This window comes from Pleomorphomonas sp. NRK KF1, assembly GCF_023721755.1.
Lineage (GTDB): Bacteria > Pseudomonadota > Alphaproteobacteria > Rhizobiales > Pleomorphomonadaceae > Pleomorphomonas.
In genome coordinates this window covers 59,943-80,492 of sequence record NZ_JAMDLH010000007.1, presented here as the reverse complement: position 1 = coordinate 80,492, position 20,550 = coordinate 59,943, and the positions used below count along the sequence as shown (strand labels likewise).

At 66.5% G+C, this 20,550-nt stretch carries 18 protein-coding genes; 12 read left to right on the top strand and 6 right to left on the bottom strand.

Translation table 11 applies throughout. From position 1 onward, the window contains the following. Positions 1–7: 7 nt before the first annotated feature. Both mntR and M4J39_RS17145 read left to right on the top strand, forming a co-directional pair. On the top strand, positions 8–457 hold the full coding sequence (mntR, locus tag M4J39_RS17150; RefSeq protein ID WP_251729637.1) for a manganese-binding transcriptional regulator MntR: 450 nt from the start codon (positions 8–10) through the stop codon (positions 455–457). 178 nt (positions 458–635) lie between these two features. Further along, the gene (locus M4J39_RS17145; RefSeq protein WP_251729636.1) at positions 636–2,024 is read left to right on the top strand and encodes an MATE family efflux transporter; all 1,389 of its coding nucleotides are present in this window, start codon (positions 636–638) and stop codon (positions 2,022–2,024) included. Positions 2,025–2,091: 67 nt separating this feature from the next. Here the strand turns inward: M4J39_RS17145 and M4J39_RS17140 are convergent, their stop codons facing one another. The 4 genes from M4J39_RS17140 to M4J39_RS17125 all read right to left on the bottom strand — a co-directional run bounded on the left by M4J39_RS17140 (position 2,092) and on the right by M4J39_RS17125 (position 7,274). Further along, positions 2,092–3,486 carry an NAD(P)(+) transhydrogenase (Re/Si-specific) subunit beta gene (locus tag M4J39_RS17140; protein WP_251729635.1) on the bottom strand — a complete coding sequence of 465 codons (1,395 nt, stop codon included), beginning with the start codon at positions 3,484–3,486 and terminating at the stop codon, positions 2,092–2,094. A gap of 10 nt (positions 3,487–3,496) precedes the next feature. Next, a complete protein-coding gene (locus M4J39_RS17135) occupies positions 3,497–3,976 on the bottom strand; it encodes a proton-translocating transhydrogenase family protein (RefSeq protein ID WP_251729634.1) in 480 nt (159 codons plus the stop codon). 15 nt (positions 3,977–3,991) lie between these two features. Then, positions 3,992–5,125 carry a Re/Si-specific NAD(P)(+) transhydrogenase subunit alpha gene (locus M4J39_RS17130; protein WP_251729633.1) on the bottom strand — a complete coding sequence of 378 codons (1,134 nt, stop codon included), beginning with the start codon at positions 5,123–5,125 and terminating at the stop codon, positions 3,992–3,994. A gap of 295 nt (positions 5,126–5,420) precedes the next feature. Next, positions 5,421–7,274 (bottom strand): M3 family oligoendopeptidase, encoded by a 1,854-nt coding sequence (locus tag M4J39_RS17125; protein WP_251729632.1) that lies wholly within the window; start codon positions 7,272–7,274, stop codon positions 5,421–5,423. A 181-nt stretch (positions 7,275–7,455) separates the two neighbouring features. Between M4J39_RS17125 and M4J39_RS17120 the strand changes: the two genes are divergently transcribed. From M4J39_RS17120 to M4J39_RS17110, 3 genes are all read left to right on the top strand, one after another. After that, entirely contained in the window at positions 7,456–9,006 is a 1,551-nt protein-coding gene (locus M4J39_RS17120; protein ID WP_251729631.1) for a sigma-54 dependent transcriptional regulator, read from the top strand. Between the two features lie 129 nt (positions 9,007–9,135). Beyond that, on the top strand, positions 9,136–11,004 hold the full coding sequence (locus M4J39_RS17115) for a L,D-transpeptidase family protein (RefSeq protein WP_251729943.1): 1,869 nt from the start codon (positions 9,136–9,138) through the stop codon (positions 11,002–11,004). Between the two features lie 306 nt (positions 11,005–11,310). Next, positions 11,311–12,993 (top strand): DUF882 domain-containing protein, encoded by a 1,683-nt coding sequence (locus M4J39_RS17110; RefSeq protein WP_251729630.1) that lies wholly within the window; start codon positions 11,311–11,313, stop codon positions 12,991–12,993. A 217-nt stretch (positions 12,994–13,210) separates the two neighbouring features. On the opposite strand, the gene M4J39_RS17105 is transcribed toward M4J39_RS17110, so the two are convergent. Continuing rightward, positions 13,211–13,957 (bottom strand): metallophosphoesterase, encoded by a 747-nt coding sequence (locus M4J39_RS17105; RefSeq protein WP_251729629.1) that lies wholly within the window; start codon positions 13,955–13,957, stop codon positions 13,211–13,213. Positions 13,958–14,287: 330 nt separating this feature from the next. Between M4J39_RS17105 and M4J39_RS17100 the strand changes: the two genes are divergently transcribed. Next, positions 14,288–14,956, top strand: a complete 669-nt coding sequence (locus M4J39_RS17100; protein ID WP_251729628.1) for a hypothetical protein — start codon at positions 14,288–14,290, stop codon at positions 14,954–14,956. 33 nt (positions 14,957–14,989) lie between these two features. Here the strand turns inward: M4J39_RS17100 and M4J39_RS17095 are convergent, their stop codons facing one another. Continuing rightward, positions 14,990–15,730, bottom strand: a complete 741-nt coding sequence (locus M4J39_RS17095) for a DUF2927 domain-containing protein (RefSeq protein WP_251729627.1) — start codon at positions 15,728–15,730, stop codon at positions 14,990–14,992. A 332-nt stretch (positions 15,731–16,062) separates the two neighbouring features. Here M4J39_RS17095 and ruvB point away from each other — a divergent pair, with 332 nt between their 5' ends. From ruvB to M4J39_RS17065, 6 genes are all read left to right on the top strand, one after another. Next, positions 16,063–17,109: a Holliday junction branch migration DNA helicase RuvB gene (ruvB, locus tag M4J39_RS17090; RefSeq protein ID WP_251729626.1), complete on the top strand. Its 1,047-nt coding sequence runs from the start codon at positions 16,063–16,065 to the stop codon at positions 17,107–17,109. 1 nt (position 17,110) lies between these two features. Then, positions 17,111–17,632: an isochorismatase family protein gene (locus tag M4J39_RS17085; protein WP_251729625.1), complete on the top strand. Its 522-nt coding sequence runs from the start codon at positions 17,111–17,113 to the stop codon at positions 17,630–17,632. Then, a complete protein-coding gene (locus M4J39_RS17080; RefSeq protein ID WP_251729624.1) occupies positions 17,629–18,039 on the top strand; it encodes a YbgC/FadM family acyl-CoA thioesterase in 411 nt (136 codons plus the stop codon). Before M4J39_RS17085 ends, M4J39_RS17080 begins: the two co-directional genes overlap by 4 nt. A gap of 261 nt (positions 18,040–18,300) precedes the next feature. Further along, positions 18,301–19,014 carry a protein TolQ gene (tolQ, locus tag M4J39_RS17075; RefSeq protein WP_100082253.1) on the top strand — a complete coding sequence of 238 codons (714 nt, stop codon included), beginning with the start codon at positions 18,301–18,303 and terminating at the stop codon, positions 19,012–19,014. A 3-nt stretch (positions 19,015–19,017) separates the two neighbouring features. Then, positions 19,018–19,488 (top strand): protein TolR, encoded by a 471-nt coding sequence (gene tolR, locus M4J39_RS17070; RefSeq protein ID WP_251729623.1) that lies wholly within the window; start codon positions 19,018–19,020, stop codon positions 19,486–19,488. Positions 19,489–19,491: 3 nt separating this feature from the next. Next, positions 19,492–20,532: a cell envelope biogenesis protein TolA gene (locus M4J39_RS17065; protein ID WP_251729622.1), complete on the top strand. Its 1,041-nt coding sequence runs from the start codon at positions 19,492–19,494 to the stop codon at positions 20,530–20,532. Positions 20,533–20,550: the final 18 nt, after the last annotated feature.

Below are 20,550 nucleotides of genomic sequence, written 5' to 3'. Positions count from 1 at the left end.
ACAGGACATGTCGAGGGAAGATCTCGCGCCCGGCCCCGAAACCGCTACGGAGACGACCGACGCCGACCGCTTCACCAACGCGCGCGCCATCCGCTCGACCGCCCTCTTCGAGGACTATACCGAGCTGATCGCCGATCTCACCGAGGAGTTCGGCGAGGCGCGCATCACCGACATTGCCCGCCGGCTCGGCGTCACCCACCCCACCGCCAACAAGGCGGTGCTGAGGCTGAAGCGCGAGGGCCTCGCCATATCCCGGCCCTATCGCGGCGTGTTCCTCACCGAAGCCGGCGCCGCCATGGCGCGCGAGGTCAAGGCCCGCCACCGCCTGGTCGTCCGGCTGCTGATCGCCGTCGGCGTGCCGCCCGAAGCCGCCGAAATGGACGCCGAGGGCATCGAACACTATGTCTCCGAAACCACACTCAAGGCCTTCGAGGCCTATCTCGACGGTCGCGGCTGAAATCGCGTTGACAACCAATCCGCGAAGCCCTACTTGGGCGCCGGTTCCTGGCACCGGCCGCCCGCATGCCCCAGAGCATTGGTGAAGCCAGCTTTCTTGTCTCCATCGGTTTTTCGCACTCCGACGTGCGGCAACGCGGGCCCCTCATCTGTTTGCCGGAGTGAACCGGGGGCAAGTCATGTCCGAGAAAGACAAAACGCATAATCCCTATCTTCACGGGTCGCTGACGCGCGTCTTCCTGCGCACCGCCGCGCCCATCGTGCTGTTCATGACGGTGAGCGGCCTCTACACCGTGGTCGACGCGCTGTTGCTCGGCCGCCTCGCCGGTCCGAAGGCGCTCACCGCCGTGACGCTGATGTTCCCGGTGATGATGCTGATCGTGGCGCTGCAGACCATGGTGTCCTCGGGCATGGCGTCGATCGCCGCCCGCGAGATCGGCGCCGGCGACATCCGCGCCGCCGAGGGCACGCTCAACGCCGCCAACGCCCTGGCCCTCGTCGTCTGCGGCGGACTGATCCTGGCGCTTGTCTTCGTCGGCCAGCCGCTGACGCGCGCCCTGTCGGAAGGCGATCCCGAGATTGCCCGCATGGGCCTTGAGTTCACCGCCATCATGGTGGTGTTCTCGCCCTTCAGCTTCTTCCTGGCCATCCAGGGCGACGCGCTGCGGTCCGAAGGCAAGGTGGGCACCATGGCCGCCGTCGCCATCGCGGTGACGCTGCTCAACATCGTCTTCAACTACATCCTGATCGGCCCCTTCGGCCTCGGCGTCGTCGGCTCGGCTGCCGGCACCGTTCTGGCCCAGTTGGTGGCGATCGGCGCCGTGCTGTTCCTGCGTCTCTCCGGCCGCACGCGGCTGCCGCTCTACGCCCACGGCACCGGTTCGTTTCTCGCCAACTGGAAGAAGATGCTGGCGCTCGGCGCACCGCCTTCGCTCGGTCTTCTCGGCATCAGCCTGTCGAGCGGGCTGATCATCGCCGACATCCAGCTTTGGCCGACCGCCGAGCTGGGGGCCACCGTCGCCGCCTACGGCGTCATAACCCGCGTCCTGACCTTCGCCTTCCTGCCGATGCTCGGCATCACGACGGCCTGTCAGTCGATCGCCGGCAACAACTACGGCGCCGGTCTGCACGATCGGGTAAAGGCGACGCTGAAGATCGCCTTCTCCGTCGCCGTCGTCTACGGCGCCGTCTTCGAGAGCATGTTCGTGTTTCTCGCCCGGCCGCTCGGCGCGCTGTTTGTCGACGACCCGCAGGTCATCGCCGAGGTGGCGCGCATCATGCCGATCACCACCGCCACCTATGCCCTGTCGATACCGCTGATGGTGCTCGGCGGCTATTATCAGGCGCTCGGCATGGCCGGCAGCGCGGCAATCCTCAACCTCGTCCGCACCTATGTCATCGGCCTGCCGTTGCTGGCGCTGCTGCCGATGGTGGCGGGCGAGCTCGGCATCTGGATTGCCGCTCCGGTCGGCGACATCGCGATGCTGGGCGTTGTCGCCGCCCTGCTCGCCTGGAACGCCCGCCGCCATCGCCTCGCCTGGGGCATCTTTCACCCCAGGCCGGCCTGATATCCGGAAACGAAAGGGCCGCCGCGTTCACCGCGACGGCCCTTTCTCTTTCAACCGGTCATAAGCCTCATTCGAGGTTCTTGACGATGGTCTCCACCATCTTCTTGGCGTCGGCGAACAGCATCATCGTGTTGTCGCGGAAGAACAGCTCGTTCTCTACGCCGGCATAGCCCGAACCCATGCCGCGCTTGACGAACAGCACCGTGCCTGCCTTCTCGACGTCGAGGATCGGCATGCCGAAGATCGGCGAGGTCTTGTCGGTCTTGGCGGCCGGGTTGGTCACGTCGTTGGCGCCGATGACGAAGGCGACGTCGGCCTGCGCGAACTCGGAGTTGATGTCCTCGAGCTCGAACACTTCGTCATAGGGCACCGACGCCTCGGCGAGCAGCACGTTCATGTGGCCGGGCATGCGGCCGGCCACCGGGTGAATGGCGTATTTCACCTCGACGCCTTCCGCCTTCAGCTTGTCGGCCATCTCGCGCAGGGCATGCTGGGCCTGGGCGACCGCCATGCCGTAGCCCGGCACGATGATCACCTTGGAGGCGTTCTTCATGATGAAGGCCGCGTCCTCGGCCGAGCCCTGCTTGACGGGCCGCTGCTCCACATCGCCGCCGGCCGCCGCCGTCTCGCCACCGAAGCCGCCGAGAATGACGGAGATGAACGAGCGGTTCATGCCCTTGCACATGATGTAGCTGAGGATGGCGCCCGACGAGCCGACCAGCGCGCCGGTGACGATCAGCGCCGTGTTGCCCAGCGTGAAGCCGATGCCGGCCGCCGCCCAGCCTGAGTAGCTGTTCAGCATGGAGACGACGACGGGCATGTCGGCGCCGCCGATCGGGATGATCATGAGGCCGCCGAAGACGAGCGACACCAGCACGATCAGCCAGAACACGAAATGGCTTTCGGTGTTGACCAGCACCACCACCAGCACCACCAGCAGCACCGCCAGCGCCGCGTTCACGATGTGGCGGAAGGGCAGGATGATGGGCTTGCCGCTCATCCGGCCGTCGAGCTTCAGGAAGGCGATCACCGAGCCGGTGAACGTGATGGCGCCGATGGCGACGCCGAGACTCATCTCGATGAGCGCCTGCCCGTGGATCGAGCCGGGCAGACCGATGCCGAAGGCCTCCGGCGCATAGAGCGCGGCGGCGGCCACCAGCACGGCGGCGAGACCGACCAGCGAGTGGAAGGCGGCGACCAGCTGCGGCATGGCCGTCATGGCGATCTTGCGGGCGATGAAGGCGCCGATGCCGCCGCCGATGGCGAGGCCGACGACGATCAGCGCGTAGGCGCCGAACGACGGCTTGATCGAGGCCAGCGTCGTGACGATGGCGATCGCCATGCCGAGCATGCCCAGAAGGTTGCCGCGCCGGGCCGTCACCGGGCTGGAGAGTCCCCTGAGCGCCAGGATGAACAAGGCGCCGGAGACCAGATAGAGGACGGCGGAAAGATTGGCTGACATGTCCGTCCCCTCAGTGCTTCTTCTTGTACATGGCGAGCATGCGGCTGGTGACCAGGAAGCCACCGAAGATGTTCACCGATGCCAGGATGACGGCGACGAAGCCGAAGCCGCGCGACACGCCGGTGCCGGGCGCCAGGAACTCGACGCCGACGGCCAAGAGCGCGCCGACGATGATCACCGAGGAGATGGCGTTGGTCACTGCCATCAGCGGCGTGTGGAGAGCCGGCGTCACCGACCACACCACGTAGTAGCCGACGAAGATCGCCAGCACGAAGATGGAGAGGCGGAAGACGAAGGGATCGATCACACCGCCCGACAGGGCATGGGCGGCGGCGCCCGCCGCGTCGGCGGCGACGCCCGCCTGACCAGAGGCGACGGCATCGGCGGCGGCGTTGGCGGCGGCTTCGGCGGCGCGGGCCGCCTCGGCGGCGGCTCGCGCGGCCAGCCGCGCCTGTTCGAGGGCCTGATCGGCCGTGAGCGTAGAGGACATCGGACGGTCTCCGCGTCAGTTCAGGAAAGCGGGATGGATGACGGCGCCGTCGCGCGTCAGCGCGGTTGCCTTGACGAGTTCGTCGTCCCAGTTGACGGCGAGAATCTTCTCCTTCTTGTCGATCATGGTCTCGACGAAGGCGAAGAGGTTCTTGGCGTAGAGCTGGGACGCGGTGGCGGCGATGCGACCGGGCACGTTCTTGTGGCCGACAATGCGGATGCCTTCGGGCGTCATCACGATCTCGCCGAGCCTGGCGCCCTCGACATTGCCACCGCGCTCGACGGCGAGGTCGACCAGAACCGAGCCGGGCTTCATCGACTTCACCATCTCGGCCGAGACGAGGCGTGGCGCCGGCCGGCCGGGGATCAGCGCCGTGGTGATGACGATGTCCTGCTTCTTGATGTGCTCGGCCACCAGCGCCGCCTGCTTGGCCTGATATTCGGCCGACATCGGCTTGGCATAGCCCGCCGCCGTCTCGGCCTGCTTGAACTCTTCGTCCTCGACGGCGACGAACTTGGCGCCAAGGCTTTCCACCTGCTCCTTGGCGGCGGGGCGGACGTCAGTCGCGGTCACCACGGCGCCGAGGCGGCGGGCGGTGGCGATGGCCTGCAGGCCGGCGACACCGGCGCCCATCACGAAGACGCGCGCCGCCGGCACGGTGCCGGCCGCCGTCATCATCATGGGAATGGCGCGGCCATATTCATAGGAAGCGTCGATCACCGCCTGATAGCCGGCGAGGTTGGCCTGGCTCGACAGGACGTCCATCACCTGCGCGCGGGTGATGCGGGGCATGAACTCCATGGCGAAGGTGGTGACGCCCGTCTCGGCCATGGCCTTGATGGCGGCGTCATCGCCATAGGGATCCATCATGGCAATGGCGAGCGCGCCCTTCTTGAGCTGCGACAGCACCTCATGTGACGGACGCCGCACGGTCAGCACGATGTCGGCCTCGCGCACCGCGTCGGCGGCAGTCCCGGCCATCACGGCGCCGACCATCGTGTAGTCGAAATCCAGAATGAGCGACCGCAGGCCCGCGCCGGCTTCCACCAGCACCGTCGCGCCAAGGCCGATAAAGCGCTTGGCCGTCTCCGGTGTGATGGCAACGCGCCCCTCCTCGGAATCGGGTTCTTTCAACACCGCAATCTTCATTGAGCTTCTCCAGGATGTCGTTCGGGCGCCGGCATCGGGAGAGCCGCCCGCAGGCACCCCCTTTTCCCGCCATCCCTCCCCGGAAGGCGAGCCGAGGCCGACCGGACCTCCGGAAAAACTCCTAGAGCCTTTTGCTTGCGTAATGCAACGTAACGTTCGACCTGTGTAAAACGAAGCCCGGCCGCATTCACGGGGGTTTCCCTGATAAGTATTTGGCCCAAAAGGAAAAACCCGCCGGAGAACCGGCGGGCTTTTGCGTTTCCGCGCAAATACTTATGAACGATGGGCGGTGCCGTTACCCTTGTCGAGCGATCTCGGCGTCGAGCACTTCCAGCTCGCCGATCATCCGCTCGATCACCGAAAGCCCCATCTGCCAGAAGGCCGGATCGGTGGCGTCGAGACCGAAGGGCTTGAGAAGCTCGGTGTGGTGCTTGGTGCCGCCGGCCTCCAGCATGGCGAAATACTTGTCCTGGAAGCCGGCCTCGGCCTTCTCGAATACGGCGTAGAGCGAGTTCACCAGGCAATCGCCGAAAGCGTAGGCGTAGACGTAGAAGGGCGAGTGGATGAAGTGCGGGATGTAGGCCCAGAAGGTCTCGTAGCCCGGGCCGACGGTGATGGCCGGCCCGAGGCTCTCGCCCTGCACCGACAGCCAGGCCTCGTTGATCCGGTCGGCGGTGAGCTCGCCTTCGCGCCGGGCCGCGTGCACCTTGCGCTCGAAGGAGTAGAAGGCGATCTGCCGCACCACCGTGTTGAGCATGTCCTCGATCTTCGAGGCGAGCAGCGTCCGCTTCTCGGCCGGCGTCGCCGCACTGCCGAGCAGCGACTGGAAGGTCAGCATCTCGCCGAACACCGACGCCGTCTCGGCCAGCGTCAGCGGTGTCGGCGCCATCAGCGCGCCCTGCCGGCCGGCCAGCACCTGATGCACGCCGTGGCCGAGCTCGTGGGCGAGCGTCATCACGTCGCGCGTGCGGCCAAGGTAGTTGAGCAGCACGTAAGGATGGGCCGACGGCACGGTCGGATGGGCGAAAGCGCCCGGCGACTTGCCCGGCCGCACCGGCGCGTCGATCCAGTTCTCGTCGAAGAAGCGGCGGGCGATATCGGCCATCCTGGGCGAGAAGCGGCCGTAGGCGTCGAGCACCGTCGCCTTGGCCTCGCTCCAGGACACCAGACGCGTGACGGCGCCGGGCAGCGGCGCGTTGCGATCCCAGTAGGGCATGGTCTCGCCGCCCATCCAGCGCGCCTTGAGCTGGTAGTAGCGATGACTGAGACGCGGATAGGCCGCCCGCACCGCCTCGACCAGCGCGTCGACCACCTCGCGCTCGACGCGGTTGGCGAGGTGGCGCGAGTCGGCGATATCCTTGAAGCCGCGCCAGCGGTCGGAGATTTCCTTGTCCTTGGCCAGCGTGTTGGTGATGCGGGCGAAAATGCCGATGTTCTCGCCGAACACCTTGCCGAGCGCCTCGGCCGCCGCCTTGCGCTTGGCCGGGTCCGCCTCCTGCAGGAGATGCAGCGTCGGCTCGATGGCGAGCTCCTCGCCGTCGACCGGAAAACGAAGGCCGGCAATGGTCTCGTCGAACAGGCGGTTCCAGGCCGAGTAGGCCGTGATCGACTTCTCGTGGAACAGTTCCTCCACTCGATCCTCGAGCTGGTAGGGCTTGTCGAGGCGGATGTCGGTGAGCCAGGGCCGATAGTGGGCGAGCGCCGGGTCGGCAAAGCCGGCCTCGATCAGGCCGTCATCGATCCGGTTGAGCTCCAGCTCGAAGAACAGGAGACCCGAGGAGATGGCGGTGATCTTCTCCTGCACGTCGCCATAGAACTTCATGCGCTGGGGATCGGTGGTATCACCCGAGTAGAGAAGACCGGCATAGGACATCACCCTGCCCAGAAGATCCTGCAATCTTTCGTAGTCGGCGATCAGCGCGGCGAAGGCGGCGGCGCCGTTCGGCGCCTTGAGGATCGCCTCCAGTTGCCCCTTTGCCCGGCCAGCAAGATCCTTGGCGGCATTGGCCGCCGTCTCGATATCGCGCTCGATGGCCGGATCGTCGGGCGAGGCATAAAGCGCCGACAGATCCCACTCGGGCAGCGCCTCGGCAACGGCGCCGGCGTCGGCAGGATGAAAGGCGGGACGGGGCAGACGGAAACGGCTCATCGAACGACAACTCCAAATGCGGCGCAGGGCACCATGCGCAAGACTACGTGCTCGGACCGCAAGGGATCAACGGAAATGTCGGCGAAAATGGGGGACGGGGCGCCACAGCCTAACCTTCTCTTAACCCTTGGACCGGCACAGTGCCCCGAATTGGCACAGACGCGGAAGGACGAACTAACGCATGGCCGCTCGCATCCTGATCGTCGACGACGATCCGATCCAGCGCCGCCTCCTCGAGGAGGCCGTCAAGCGCTTCGGCCATGAGGCGGTCACCGCCGACGGCGGCGAGGCGGGTCTCTCCATGCTGGCCGCGGCGCGGGGCGATTTCCAGCTGATGATTCTTGACCTCGTCATGCCCGACCTCGACGGCATGGCGGTGCTCGAACGCCTGGCCAAGGCCGGCGAGACCCTGCCGGTGATCGTCCAGACCTCGCGCGGCTCCATCGACACGGTGGTCGGCGCCATGCGGGCCGGCGCCTTCGACTTCATCGTCAAGCCGGTCAACCACGAGCGGCTCGCCGTCTCGATCCAGAACGCACTGAAGGTCACCGCGCTCGAAGGCGAGATCCGCCGCGCCCGCCGCCCGGCGCAAAGCGGCCTCGGCTTTCGCGACATCATCACCAAGAGCCAGGAAATGGCCCGCGTCCTCCGCCTCGGCGAACGCGCCGCCACCTCCGGCATCCCCATCCTGATCGAGGGCGAGAGCGGCGTCGGCAAGGAACTGGTGGCCCGCGCCATCCAGAATGCCTCCGACCGCCGGACCAAGCCCTTCGTCACCGTCAACTGCGGCGCCATTCCCGAGAACCTCGTGCAGAGCACGCTGTTTGGCCACGAGAAGGGCGCCTTCACCGGCGCCGTCGACCGCCATACCGGCAAGTTCCAGGAAGCCCACACCGGCACGCTGTTCCTCGATGAAGTGGGTGAGCTGCCGCTCGACATCCAGGTGCAACTGCTGCGCGCCATCCAGGAGGGCGAGATCGAGCCCGTCGGCGCACGCCGATCGCAGAAGGTGGACTTCCGCCTGATCTCGGCCACCAACCGGCGCCTCCTCGACATGGTCAAGGAAGGCCGTTTCCGCGAAGACCTCTACTACCGGCTCAACGTCTACCCGATCTTCGTGCCGCCGCTGCGCGATCGCCGCGAGGATATTCCCCTGCTCGTCGACCACTTCGTGACGCGCTTCGCCGCCGAGGAAGGCAAGCGCCGCATCACCGGCATTCGGCCCGACGCGGTCGCCATGCTCGGCGCCTTCAACTGGCCGGGGAACATCCGCCAGTTGGAGAACGCCGTCTTCCGCGCCGTCATCCTGTGCGACGGCGGTGAGCTGACGGCCGACGACTTCCCGCAGATCGCCGCGCAAACCGGCCACGTCTCCGCCATCCGTCGGGTCGAAGGCACCGATGCGCCGCCCGCAAGCGGACAGGTGACCATCGAGACCGCCCCATCCACGGTAGCGGCCGAGGACGGCCTCATCGGCGTCGCCGTCAACTCCGGCCCCGGCAACGACCCTGCCCCCTTCGGCTTCCTGCGGTCGCTCGCCGACGACGGCCATGTCCGCCCGCTCGTCGCCATCGAGGAGGAGATGATCCGCCTCGCCATCGACCACTACGGCGGCCGCATGGCAGAGGTGGCGCGTCGGCTGGGCATCGGCCGCTCGACGCTCTATCGGAAGCTCAAGGAATACGGCATCGCCGACGATGACCAGGACGACGCGGGTGTTGCCGCGGAGTAACAAGAAGCACGTAATCGACCTTTGGCGGTGTGTTGGCCTTGTCGAAGGGCCGGCGAACCGCCAAACAGACCTTCTATGACATTTCTTGTCCGGCCCCAGAGCCTCGCAGGAATGGACGTGGTGAACGTTATGATCTCCTCGCTGACCCGGTTTCTTCTCTCCACCGCCGTGATCGGCCTTGTCGCCGTGCCGGCATTCGCCGAAACCGGCTTCGACCCTCTGGGTGCCAAGGCGACCGAAACCACAGTGCCGGGAGCCGTCGAGAGCAAGGCTCTGCCGCCGGCCAACGACGCCGCGACGCCCGCCTCGGAAGCCTCCCCGCCGGCTGCGACCACGCCGACGACGGACACCGATGCAGCGCCAGTTGCCGCCTCGCCCACGGTCGAGCCCTCCACGCCCGCGACGGAAACCGCCACGCCCGCCGTGACGACGCCGGCTGTCGAACCCGCATCGACGCCCGTCGTCGCAACCACGCTCCCCGGCATGCCGATCGATCAGGCGATCGTCGCCGAAATCGCCAAGGTCGTCGCCTCGGCAACCGGCGATGCGCGCCGTCGGGCCGACGCCGTCGCCAAGGTCTACGAGGCTCGCGGCAACCAGCCGCTCTGGGTCGAGGGCGATCATTATTCCGACAAGGCCAGGGCGACGATCGCCCGCCTCGCCGACGCGGTGGAAGACGGCCTCAACCCGATCGACTATGCGCTGCCGGAAGCCGACCTCACGGCCGCGACCACCGAGCTCGTCGCCAACGCCGATCTTCGCGTCTCCATGGCCGTGGCAACGTTCGCCGAGCAGGCCTCCGGTGGCCGCGTCGCGCCTCGGTCGATCTCCAAGGACATCACCCGCACCCCCGAGCGGATTCCCGCCGGCAAGGCTCTGGCCACGGTCGCCGATGCCGCCGATCCGGCCGTCGCGCTCGAAGGCTTCAACCCGCCGACCGAAGGTTTCAAGCGCCTCAAGGCCATGCTGGCCGAGGTGCGCGCCGCCAAGGACAAGGCGGAGCCGGCGCCCGAGCCCGTGGCGCTCGCCAAGTCGCTGAAGCCCGGCATGAGCGATGACGGCGTGCCCGGCCTGCGCAAGCGGCTCGATCTCGCCGCGCCGATCGAAGGCATCGACCCGACGCTCTACGACGACGCGCTGGTTGCCGCCGTCGAAACCTTCCAGAAGGAAAACGGCCTCGCCGCCGACGGCGTCGTCGGCGCCCGCACGCTCGCCGTTCTCAACGGCGCCCACCGCGACGTCGAGGGCGAGATCATCGCCAACATGGAAATGTGGCGCTGGATGCCTCGCGATCTCAGCCAGGACTACGTCTTCGTCAACATCCCCGAGTTCAAGGTGCGCGTCATCCGTCACGGGCTCAAGGTGCACGAGGCGCGCGTCGTCGTCGGCAAGACCGCCAACCAGACGCCGATCTTCTCCGGCGAAATGCAGTATCTGGTGGTCAACCCCTACTGGCACATTCCGGAATCGATCAAGGTCAAGGAAATGCTGCCGGCGATCCAGGCCGATCCGGCCGGCTATTTCGCCCGTCACGGCTACGAGGTGACATGGGACGGCCAGCTGATCGACCCCACCCGCATCATCTGGGACGAGAACGCCGTAAAGGCGGTCGGCATCCGCCAGGTTCCCGGTGAGGCCAATGCACTCGGCAACATCAAGTTCATGTTCCCGAACAAGCATGCCGTCTACCTGCACGACACGCCGCTGAGGAGCCTGTTCAACCGCGATGTCCGCGCCTTCAGCCACGGTTGCGTGCGCGTCGACGACCCCATGTCCTTCGCCGACGCCGTGCTGCAGGGCGATCCGCAGTGGACGGTGCCGAAGCTGCAGGCGATGTTCGGCGGCGACGAGCGGCGGGTGGACATCGCCACCCATCTCAAGGTGCACCTCGCCTACTTCACCGCCTTCGTCGACGACGGCGGCAAGTTGCAGCTCCGCGACGACATCTACGGCCACGTCCAGGCCATCAAGAAGGCCTTGGGCATGTCGCAGATCTGACTGGCTCGCCCCGGTCAACCAGGCTGAAAACCTGCTTTGTCCTTGGCAAGGCAGGTCTTTTGGCATTTCCACCATGCCATGAACTACCCACTTGGCCTTTTGACCGGCGCCGGGTATTGTACGGCCCGTGAAATCCAGGGGATATTTCCGACCATCGGGACCCAAGCCGGCCGTGATCGGCTTACGGTAAACCGTTGCTTAATTTCTCAGCCCAATAATCCCTGCCGGCTGGAGACGAGAGCAAGCGGATAGAGACGCGTGAAAACCCGGACAGTGAACACATCATCAGGGAGAGGAACAGCTTCGATGAAAGCAGCCAAGGCTTTCGGCGCATTCGCGGGCTTATCCTCCTCCCGTCTCGCCATTGCCGCCGGCCGTGCGACGCTCTGCGCCTTCGTGGGCTCCGCCGCGGCGCTGTCGATCCTCACCTCCGTGGCCAAGGCGGCCGATAGTCGCACCCTCGATCTCTACAACATGCACACCAAGGAGCGGCTGACCATCGTCTTCAAGAAGGATGGTCGCTACATCCCCTCGGCGCTCAACGAACTCAATCGCTTCCTGCGCGACTGGCGACGCAACGAGGCGACGCGGATGGACCCACGCCTGTTTGACACGGTGTGGGAGGTCTACCAGAAGTCCGGATCGCGCCAGCCGATTCAGGTGGTCTCGGGTTATCGCTCGCTCGCCACCAACAACATGCTGCGATCCCGTTCCTCGGCCGTGGCCAAGCACAGCCAGCATTCGCTGGGCAAGGCGATGGACATGAACATTCCCGACGTGTCCGTCGACAAGCTGCGCATGATCGCCGTGCAGATGCAGAACGGCGGTGTGGGCTGGTATCCGTCGGCCAACAGCCCCTTCGTACATATCGACGTCGGCTCGGTGCGCGCTTGGCCGCGTCTCAGCCGCACGCAGCTCGTTGGTCTGTTCCCCGACGGCAAGACCGCCCACATCCCCTCCGACGGCAAGCCCCTGCCCGGCTACCAGCAGGCGCTCGCCGAGCTGCAGCGCGAGAAGGGCGCCACGTCCAACGTCGCCATGGCCTCGGCCGAATCCTCGTCCTCCAAGTCCAGCAAGGGCGGCGGCCTGCTCGCCATGCTGTTCTCCAACGACGAGGAAGATACCGCAGAGGAGATCGGCGCCGCCGACAATGACGAGGCGCCGGCCGTTGCCGCCAAGCCGGCTCCCGTCGCCCCGAAGGCCACCCCGCCGGCTGCCGCGCCGACGGCGCCCGTGCTGACCGCCGCCTTCACGCCTCCGCCCGCTCCCGAACGCCGGATCACCAGTCTCGCCGATGCGACGCTGCCGGCCGGTCTCGAACCCGGCGCCGCGCCGAAGCTCAGCGAAGCCGACCGATTGGCCATGGACAACGTGCCGTTGCCGCAGGCCAAGCCTTCGGAGATCGCCGCCGTCACCGAACTGGCAATGCTCGACGCGCCGATGATGCTGCCGCCGCAGAAGCCCCCGGTCCCCGTGGAAGCGCCCCTGCCGCCCGTGGCCGCCAGTCGCGACGACGCCATCGCCGCCCAGTTGGCGCTGGCCGAGGTCGCCCAGGACCGGGAGCCGTCCGCCTCCGCCCTCTCCTTTGCGCCGCCGGCCGCTCCTGCCCACCAGCCGCTGCAGACGGCAGCCCTTGTGCCGACGCCGCGCAAGCCCGCCGCGCCGGCGCCGGCGCCCGAGCTCGCCCGACCCGTGATCGATGGCGGCAAGAGCGACATGTTCGCCAACATCGAACTGCCGGAAATCACCTCCGAGGATGGCCCCTCGCTTCTCGACGGCGGCCAATCTGTCTATTGGGGCCGCTTCCGCACGCTGACCCATCCCGATCAGTTGCACATCGCCACGCTGTTCGAGGCGCCGGTTCAGGCGGTGAATGCCACTTTCTCGGCCCAGCCCTACGGCATGCTGGTGTCGACCCGCTTCGCCGGCCCGGTGGCCGCGCCGACCGAGGTGATCGACTTCAGGTCACGCCAGCTGGCCATGCGCTGACATCAACACCACGAAACGCACAACGCCGGCCCTCGCGGCCGGCGTTTTCGTTTGAAGCCTCGGCGATACGGTCGCCCGAAGCAGGCTTCATACGCGTTCCGCTTGATCCGGACTCATCCGACTCAAGCGGGTTTCGGCCTGACCGGCCGGCGCCCGGTCGGGCGCTTCCGCTTCCGCCAGGTTCCGCCCGAAAGGTCGAAACCCGACGGAAACGGTATCACTGAATGACCGTTGCCTCGCCGTCGAACACCCTGAGCACCGTCAGGTGACCGGTGGCGAATGCCCCCGTGTCGATGCCGATGCGCCCCGGCGCGAACACCGGTTCGTTGGCCGGCGTATGCCCATGCACCACCGTGAGCCCCAGCCCGTGCGGCTGGCTGACGAACGGCTCGCGAATCCACATGAAGTCGTCGTCGTCCTGCTCGTCGAGCGCTACGCCGGGACGAACGCCAGCATGGACGAACAGGACATTTCCGAAACGCACCGATACGGGCATCTGCTTCAAGAAGGCGACATGGGCTTCCGGCACCCTCGACTGCAGGATGTCGCGAAGACCGGTTCCGCCGCCGCGATGACGAGCCAGCCGGGTGAAGTCGATGCCATAGGACTCAAGCGTCTCCTCGCCACCGAAGTCCAGCCACCCCATGTTCCCCTGAGGATCTTCGATAAAGGAGAGGAAGGTTTCGTCGTGGTTGCCGCAGAGCGACAGGCGTTCGAAACCGTTCGGCTGCGCGCCGGTCAGATGATCGAGCACGTCGGCCGAACGAGGTCCGCGATCGACCAGATCGCCGAGGCAGAGAATGATACGGCGCTTGGCGGAGATGTGAGCTGCATCCTCCGCGATCCGCTGTTCGGCCGCCCTCAGCTCGTCAAAGCAACCGTGTACGTCACCGATCGCGTAGACGACGGCGTCCTTCGCATCGATCTCGATGCGATCGCGACCACCTTCATTCGGAGCCGGCACAGTTTTGCCGCCAAAACCGAAAAACGATCGAACCCTTGTGAGCAATAGAGCGAGCTCCATTCCGACAAACAACTGTCCGCTTCGCCGAAACGGACGCATCGGCCGACGGCAAAGACCGCCAACACCTCTTGTCTTTAAGTATTTATCCGGTCTACCCTATAAAAGGTCCAGCGGTTTTTTGCCAGCTGCCGGCGAATTTTCCCGAGACGGTTAAGGCTGTCCGGGGTAGAGAGACGGAAGAGCGACCATGTCGCTCCAAGTCCGCGCCGCGGCCGGTCGAGAGACCTGATGTTCCGCCATGGCCGGCATGCGTCATTGGGGAAGTTGGTGATGATATCGCTGAAGCTGTCGGCACCCTTGATCGGCCTGTTCTCGGGCGGATTGCTTTGCCTCGGCCTCTATGGAATGAGCATCGAGGCCTCGCCGTTCCTCACCACGTCAGGCAACTCCGCCGACCGGCTGCAGTCGGTGGCAGCCGATCCGGACGTACCGTTCCTGTCGAGCAAGCGCGCCCTCAGCGTCTTCGAGTATGATTGCCGCGCCCTGGCTTTCGGCCTGACCACTCCCCCGATCGTTGCCGAGGATCGCCCGCGCCTCAACGAGGCCTGCTACGAACGCGCCCGCTCACTGGTGACGACGGCGCCCGGCAACGCCCGCCTGTGGCTGACCCTCGCCCAGTTCGCGGTCACCCTGCCGGACAAGCGCGACATCGCCTTTCAGGCCCTTGAACGCAGCCGTGCCTACGGCCCCTGGCAGTACTCTCTGGCCATCGAGCGGACGCGGCTCATCGCCACCATGCCGGACGCGCCGCCGGCAATCAGGGCCATCGCCGACGACGACGCCCAGACACTGGCCGCCAGCTATCGGGGGCGCGAGGCCCTCGCCCAGATCTACGTCACGGAGCCGGACCGCCGCGATGTGATCACGGCGGCCATCGAGAAGCGCCCGCCCAACGAGCAGCGTCACTTCGTGAGCCGCATCCAGCGCACCATGCGGTGACGAGCTGGAGCGGGCCTTCAAAGGGAACAAGCGTTATCGAACCGAGCGCCTGACGTCCGCGAGCACGCGTGGCAACACCACACCGACCTCGGAGCGGGTCATTCCGGGGCGGATGCGCCGGTCATAGAGCATCGACACCACCGCCCGATCGAAGGGCATGAAGCGGTCGTGACGCGAGCGGTCGTTGAACACGGACGCATAGAGCGCCGCATTGTCGTTCATCGGGCCGAGACCCTGCAGGATCTCTTCCACCATGCAGCGGCGGAACAGGCTGTTGCCTTCGTCGGACACGATCACTGCCGTGGAGCGAACGATGCCGAGCGAGCCCGGGTAGACCCGAACCAGGCACTGCCCCGGCACGGAACCGTGCGTCGAGCCGAGCACGTCGGTCCGCACGGTATCGACGTAATCGGCGCGATCGACGACGTAGACGGTGAAGTTGGGGTTCTCGCCGGGTCTCGCCATGCGAATGTCGAGGCCGCGCACGAGACGGGGCAGACGCGACACGAAGCCGGCGACCTCGCGCTGGCGGTCCTTGTCGGCCAGATTGATGACACGGACGCGCACGGCGCCGTTGAACTTCTTGACGGCGCTGCCCGCCGACGCGCCGCCATACTCGACGCCGAACACCGTTTTCTGGAAGCCGTCCATCAGCTCGTCGTCGGAAAAGCCGACGATGCTTTCAGCGCGCACCGGGGTGGAAAGAAGGCCGCCGACCGTCGCCAGCGCGACCACAAACAGCAAGCACCCGAAAATCGTCCTGAAAGCTGCCATGACCACCTCGCCGGTGATGGAACCCCTCGAACCCAGGGAAAGATTAACCTGTCTTTACCGAGGGTCAATGCGGTCTATCACGCTGACGTGATGGAATTGTGATCAATGGCAGTCAACAAATAGGCGCATTGACAACCGATGCGGCACTTCCGGTCGACGCCAGCCGTCGCGGCTTGGCAAGGGCCTGCCTTTCGTGCAAAACGAAAGGCGAACAGCCGACGCCGCGCGTCGATTCGGCTGGAGAAAACGACGCGGCATTCGCCATGAGCCCTGCGTCGGACCAGCGCTGTCGACGCCGAGCAACCAGGACCGCCGGAGACGATCGGACCACCATGAGCGAAGAGAGCCGTCTCGTCTCGGGCGACAAGCGCCCCGAGGATTTCGAGCAGTCGATCCGGCCGAGCGCGCTCTCCGAGTTCGTCGGTCAGGCGCCGGCGCGCGCCAACCTCCAGGTCTTCATCGACGCCGCCAAGACGCGCAAGGAAGCGCTCGATCACGTGCTGTTCGTCGGCCCGCCCGGCCTCGGCAAGACCACGCTGGCACAGATCGTCTCCCGCGAGCTCGGCGTCAATTTCCGCGCCACTTCCGGTCCGGTGATCGCCAAGGCCGGCGACCTCGCCGCCCTCCTCACCAATCTCGAGGAGCGCGACGTCCTGTTCATCGACGAGATCCACCGGATGAGCCCGGCGGTCGAGGAGATCCTCTATCCCGCCATGGAGGACTACCAGCTCGACCTGATCATCGGCGAAGGGCCGGCCGCCCGTTCCGTCCGCATCGACCTTGCCAAGTTCACGCTGGTCGGTGCCACCACCCGCCTCGGTCTCCTGACCACGCCGCTGCGCGACCGCTTCGGCATTCCCATCCGTCTGGAGTTCTACACCACCGAGGAGCTGGAGCTGATCGTCCGGCGCGGCGCCCGCATCTTCGGCATCGGCATCGCCGACGATGGCGCGACCGAGATCGCCAAGCGGTCGCGCGGCACCCCGCGCATCGCCGGCCGCCTGCTGCGCCGCGTCCGCGATTTCGCCATCGTCGCCGGCGCCGAGACGATTACCGCCGAGATCGCCGACCGGGCGCTGACCCGGCTCGACGTCGACCCCATCGGCCTCGACGCGCTCGACCTGCGCTATCTCAACACCATCGCCCTGAGCTTCAACGGCGGCCCGGTGGGCATCGAGACCATCGCGGCGGCCATCGCCGAGCCGCGCGACGCCATCGAGGACATCGTCGAGCCCTATCTCATCCAGAAGGGCTTCGTGCAGCGCACTCCGCGCGGGCGCCTGCTGACGCCGCATGCCTTCCGCCACATGGGCTTCGCCGTGCCCAAGACCGCCGAGGAGGCTCAGTTCACGTTGTTTTCCGGCGGTGAGGAAGAGTGACATGACGCGCGCCCTCGTCATCATCAACGTGCAGGCCAACCTTTTCGACGAACCGCGCGCCTACCGGATCGACGAGGTGGCGGCTCTTCTCGACGGCAAGGCGGCCGAGGCACGCGCCGCCGGCGCGCCCGTGATCTTCATCCAGCATGAGGAAGCGGGCTGCGAATGGGAGCGCGGCACGCCCGGCTGGGCGTTCCACCCTTCCCTCGCTCCCAAGCCCGGAGACACCGTCGTCGCCAAAACCTTCTGCGACGGCTTCCGCGACACCGAACTCGCCGCCACGCTCGATCGGCTGGGCGTCGACGGCATCGTGGTCGGCGGCTATGCCTCCGATTTCTGCGTCGACACCACCGTTCGTGCCGCCGCCTCGCGTGGCATTGCCACCACGGTCATCGCCGACGGGCATACGACTTCGGACCGACCTCATCTGCCGGCGGCCGATGTGGTCCGCCACCACACTTGGGTCTGGTCGCGATTCGATGCGCCCGTCTCCGTCGCAGCCGCCAAGGACATAGCCTTTTGACCGTCCATCGCCTCGCCGTTCGTGTCTATTTCGAGGATACCGATGCCGGCGGCATTCTCTACCACGGCAGCCACATGCGCTTCTTCGAGCGCGGCCGCACCGAGTTCCTGCGCGATCTCGGCATCAGCCAGAGCGCCACGGCCGACCGGACCGACCCGGATGCGCTGCTGTTCGTCGTCCGCAAGTTCGCCATCGAGTATCTGAAGCCTGGTCTTCTCGACGACCTTCTGACCGTGGAGACGGAAATCGCCAGCATTTCCGGCCCCCGCTTCACCGTCGCCCAGCGGCTTCTGCGCGAAGGCGCTCTCCTCGCCTCGGCCGAGGTCGAGGTTGTGGCCATCGGCGGCAACGGCAGGCCGCGTCGCCTGCCGCCGGCCATGGCGGCGCTGATCGAAGGCGCGCGCTGAAATAGGGCGCTTCGGTAAACCTTCCTTAACCATACCATAGGATGACAGAAACGGGACTCCGGCGCCGTCGGCGGCGGAACCCGTCCCGGCGGCAGAGGGGCGAAATACCCCGGTTTTCCTGACCGTCAAGTCCCGTTTTCGCCAAATTTCGGCGGCATGTGGAAGCTCAGGCATAAACGCATGCCGCCACAGCCAGCCCCGGCCGACGCGACTTGGCGCCTAGAGATTGCCGCTTCATCCTGAGGACAACGGAAGATACCCATGAATCCGGTCGAACTGACCCAGAACGCGCTCGCAGCACCGGCCGTCGAGGTGTCCATCTGGGCATTGTTCTGGCAGGCGAGTTTCGTCGTGAAGGCCGTCATGCTCGGTCTTCTGGCAGCGTCGGTATGGTGCTGGGCGATCATCGTCGACAAGATCGTCGCCTACAACCGCGCCCGTCGCTCGATGGACCGCTTCGAGAAGGTGTTCTGGTCCGGACAGTCGCTCGAGGAGCTCTACCGTTCGCTCACCGCCCGCTCCAATGAGGGCCTCGCCGCCATCTTCGTCGCCGCCATGCGCGAATGGAAGCGCAGTCACGAAGCCGGGCGCGTCTCCTTCCAGGGCATTACCGACCGCATCGGCAAGGTGATCGACGTCACCATTTCCCGCGAGATGGAGCGCCTGGAAGCGCGCCTCATCTTCCTCGCCACCGTCGGCTCGGCCGGCCCGTTCATCGGCCTGTTCGGCACCGTCTGGGGCATCATGAGCTCGTTCCAGGCGATCGCCACCTCCAAGAACACCAGCCTCGTGGTGGTGGCGCCGGCCATCTCCGAAGCGCTGCTCGCCACCGCCATGGGTCTGGCCGCCGCCATTCCGGCGGTGCTCGCCTACAACAAACTCTCCGCCGACGCCGCCAAGCTCGGTTCTCGCATGGATGGCTTCGCCGACGAGTTCGCGGCCATCCTGTCTCGCCAAATCGACGACAGGAGCTGAACCATGGGCATGGGTGTCGCAGGAGGATCGCCAGCCGGCAGCCGTCGCCGCAGGCGTCGCCATGCCCGGGGCGTCATGAGCGAGATCAACGTGACGCCGATGGTCGACGTCATGCTGGTGCTGCTGATCATTTTCATGGTGGCGGCGCCGCTGCTCACCGTCGGCGTGCCGATCGATCTGCCAGAGACGGCCGCCAAGCCGATGGAAGGCCAGACCGACCCGATCAACATCTCGGTCGACGCCTCCGGCAAGGTCTTCATCCAGGACAGCGAGATCGCCTTCGACGAGCTGGTTCCCAAGCTGATGGCCGTCGCCAAGAACGGCGTCGAGGAACGCATCTATGTGCGCGGCGACAAGACCGCCGACTATGGCACGGTGATGCGCGTCATGGCACGCATCTCGGCGGCCGGCTTCAAGAAGATCGGTCTCATCACGCAAGAGGAAACGGGGACGGCTGCGGCGCCGTCCAACTGATACATGCGCATAGGTCTCACGACATCCGTCATCGGTCACGTCCTGCTCTTCGCCTGGGGATTTGCATCCTTTTCCGGCGCGAAGCCGTTCGACGCCGCGCCGGTGGACGCCCTGCCGGTCGACCTCGTGCCGATCTCCGACGTGTCGCAGATCGCCGAAGGCAACAAGAACGCGCAAAAATCCAACAACGCCTCCCAGGCCAAGGTGAAGACGCCGGTGCCGCGCCCCGACTCGCAACGGGTCGGCGCCGCCAAGAACGACCAGTCGACGCCGATCACCGAGAAGGCGACCGACACCGCCGCCGCCAAGTCGGCCGAGGCGCCACCGCCGCCACCGCCCAAGGCCGCGCCGCCCAAGCCGGCCGAAACGCCGCCGGCCGAGAAGCCGGAGGAGACGAAGACCGCCGCGCTCGAGGAAGCCCCCAAGGCCGACACCGGCGAGATCGCCGAAAAGATCAAGGAAGCCGACAAGCCGGCGCCGGTGCCGCCCAAGCTGCCGCCCGTGAAGCCCAAGCCGCCGGCCCCGACGCCGGCCGAGGACGCCGCGGACCAGCCCGACAAGACGCCGGCCAAGCCCGTCAAGGAAAAGCCCAAGCAGACGCAGAAGGATTCCAAGAGCGAGGAGTTCGACCCCAACGAGATGGCCGCGCTTCTCAACAAGGTGGATCCCTCCGGCGGCGGCGACCGCGAGTCCGACCAGGAGGCCTCGCTCGGCTCGGAGAACCGGACGGGACCGGTGGCCGAGATGAGCCAGAGCGAGCTCGACGCGCTGACGGCCGCCGTGACCGCCTGCTTCAATCCGCCGGTCGGCGCCGAGGGCGTCGACCAGATGGTCGTGCCGTTGCGCGTGACCTTCACCATCGACGGCGACCTCGCCGGGCCGCCCGAGATCAAGGCCATTCCCGCCGGCCCCGCCGGTCAGGCGGTCGCCGAGGCCGCCGTGCGCGCCGTTCAGCGCTGCGCGCCCTACCCGTTCCTGCCGAAGGACAAGTTCGACAACTGGCAGGTCGTGAACATGAATTTCACCCCGCCGTCGTCCTATTGACGCGGCGAGCAAGCAAGT

Bases quoted from the DNA above. Each gene is read 5' to 3' on its own strand.
- M4J39_RS17130 (WP_251729633.1), bottom strand. From the start codon at position 5,125: ATGAAGATTGCGGTGTTGAAAGAACCCGATTCCGAGGAGGGGCGCGTT.
- tolR (WP_251729623.1), top strand. From the start codon at position 19,018: ATGGGCATGGGTGTCGCAGGAGGATCGCCAGCCGGCAGCCGTCGCCGC.
- tolQ (WP_100082253.1), top strand. From the start codon at position 18,301: ATGAATCCGGTCGAACTGACCCAGAACGCGCTCGCAGCACCGGCCGTC.
- M4J39_RS17140 (WP_251729635.1), bottom strand. From the start codon at position 3,486: ATGTCAGCCAATCTTTCCGCCGTCCTCTATCTGGTCTCCGGCGCCTTG.
- M4J39_RS17065 (WP_251729622.1), top strand. From the start codon at position 19,492: ATGCGCATAGGTCTCACGACATCCGTCATCGGTCACGTCCTGCTCTTC.
- M4J39_RS17110 (WP_251729630.1), top strand. From the start codon at position 11,311: ATGAAAGCAGCCAAGGCTTTCGGCGCATTCGCGGGCTTATCCTCCTCC.
- M4J39_RS17145 (WP_251729636.1), top strand. From the start codon at position 636: ATGTCCGAGAAAGACAAAACGCATAATCCCTATCTTCACGGGTCGCTG.
- M4J39_RS17120 (WP_251729631.1), top strand. From the start codon at position 7,456: ATGGCCGCTCGCATCCTGATCGTCGACGACGATCCGATCCAGCGCCGC.
- mntR (WP_251729637.1), top strand. From the start codon at position 8: ATGTCGAGGGAAGATCTCGCGCCCGGCCCCGAAACCGCTACGGAGACG.
- M4J39_RS17115 (WP_251729943.1), top strand. From the start codon at position 9,136: ATGATCTCCTCGCTGACCCGGTTTCTTCTCTCCACCGCCGTGATCGGC.
- M4J39_RS17100 (WP_251729628.1), top strand. From the start codon at position 14,288: ATGATATCGCTGAAGCTGTCGGCACCCTTGATCGGCCTGTTCTCGGGC.
- M4J39_RS17135 (WP_251729634.1), bottom strand. From the start codon at position 3,976: ATGTCCTCTACGCTCACGGCCGATCAGGCCCTCGAACAGGCGCGGCTG.
- M4J39_RS17095 (WP_251729627.1), bottom strand. From the start codon at position 15,730: ATGGCAGCTTTCAGGACGATTTTCGGGTGCTTGCTGTTTGTGGTCGCG.
- ruvB (WP_251729626.1), top strand. From the start codon at position 16,063: ATGAGCGAAGAGAGCCGTCTCGTCTCGGGCGACAAGCGCCCCGAGGAT.
- M4J39_RS17085 (WP_251729625.1), top strand. From the start codon at position 17,111: ATGACGCGCGCCCTCGTCATCATCAACGTGCAGGCCAACCTTTTCGAC.
- M4J39_RS17125 (WP_251729632.1), bottom strand. From the start codon at position 7,274: ATGAGCCGTTTCCGTCTGCCCCGTCCCGCCTTTCATCCTGCCGACGCC.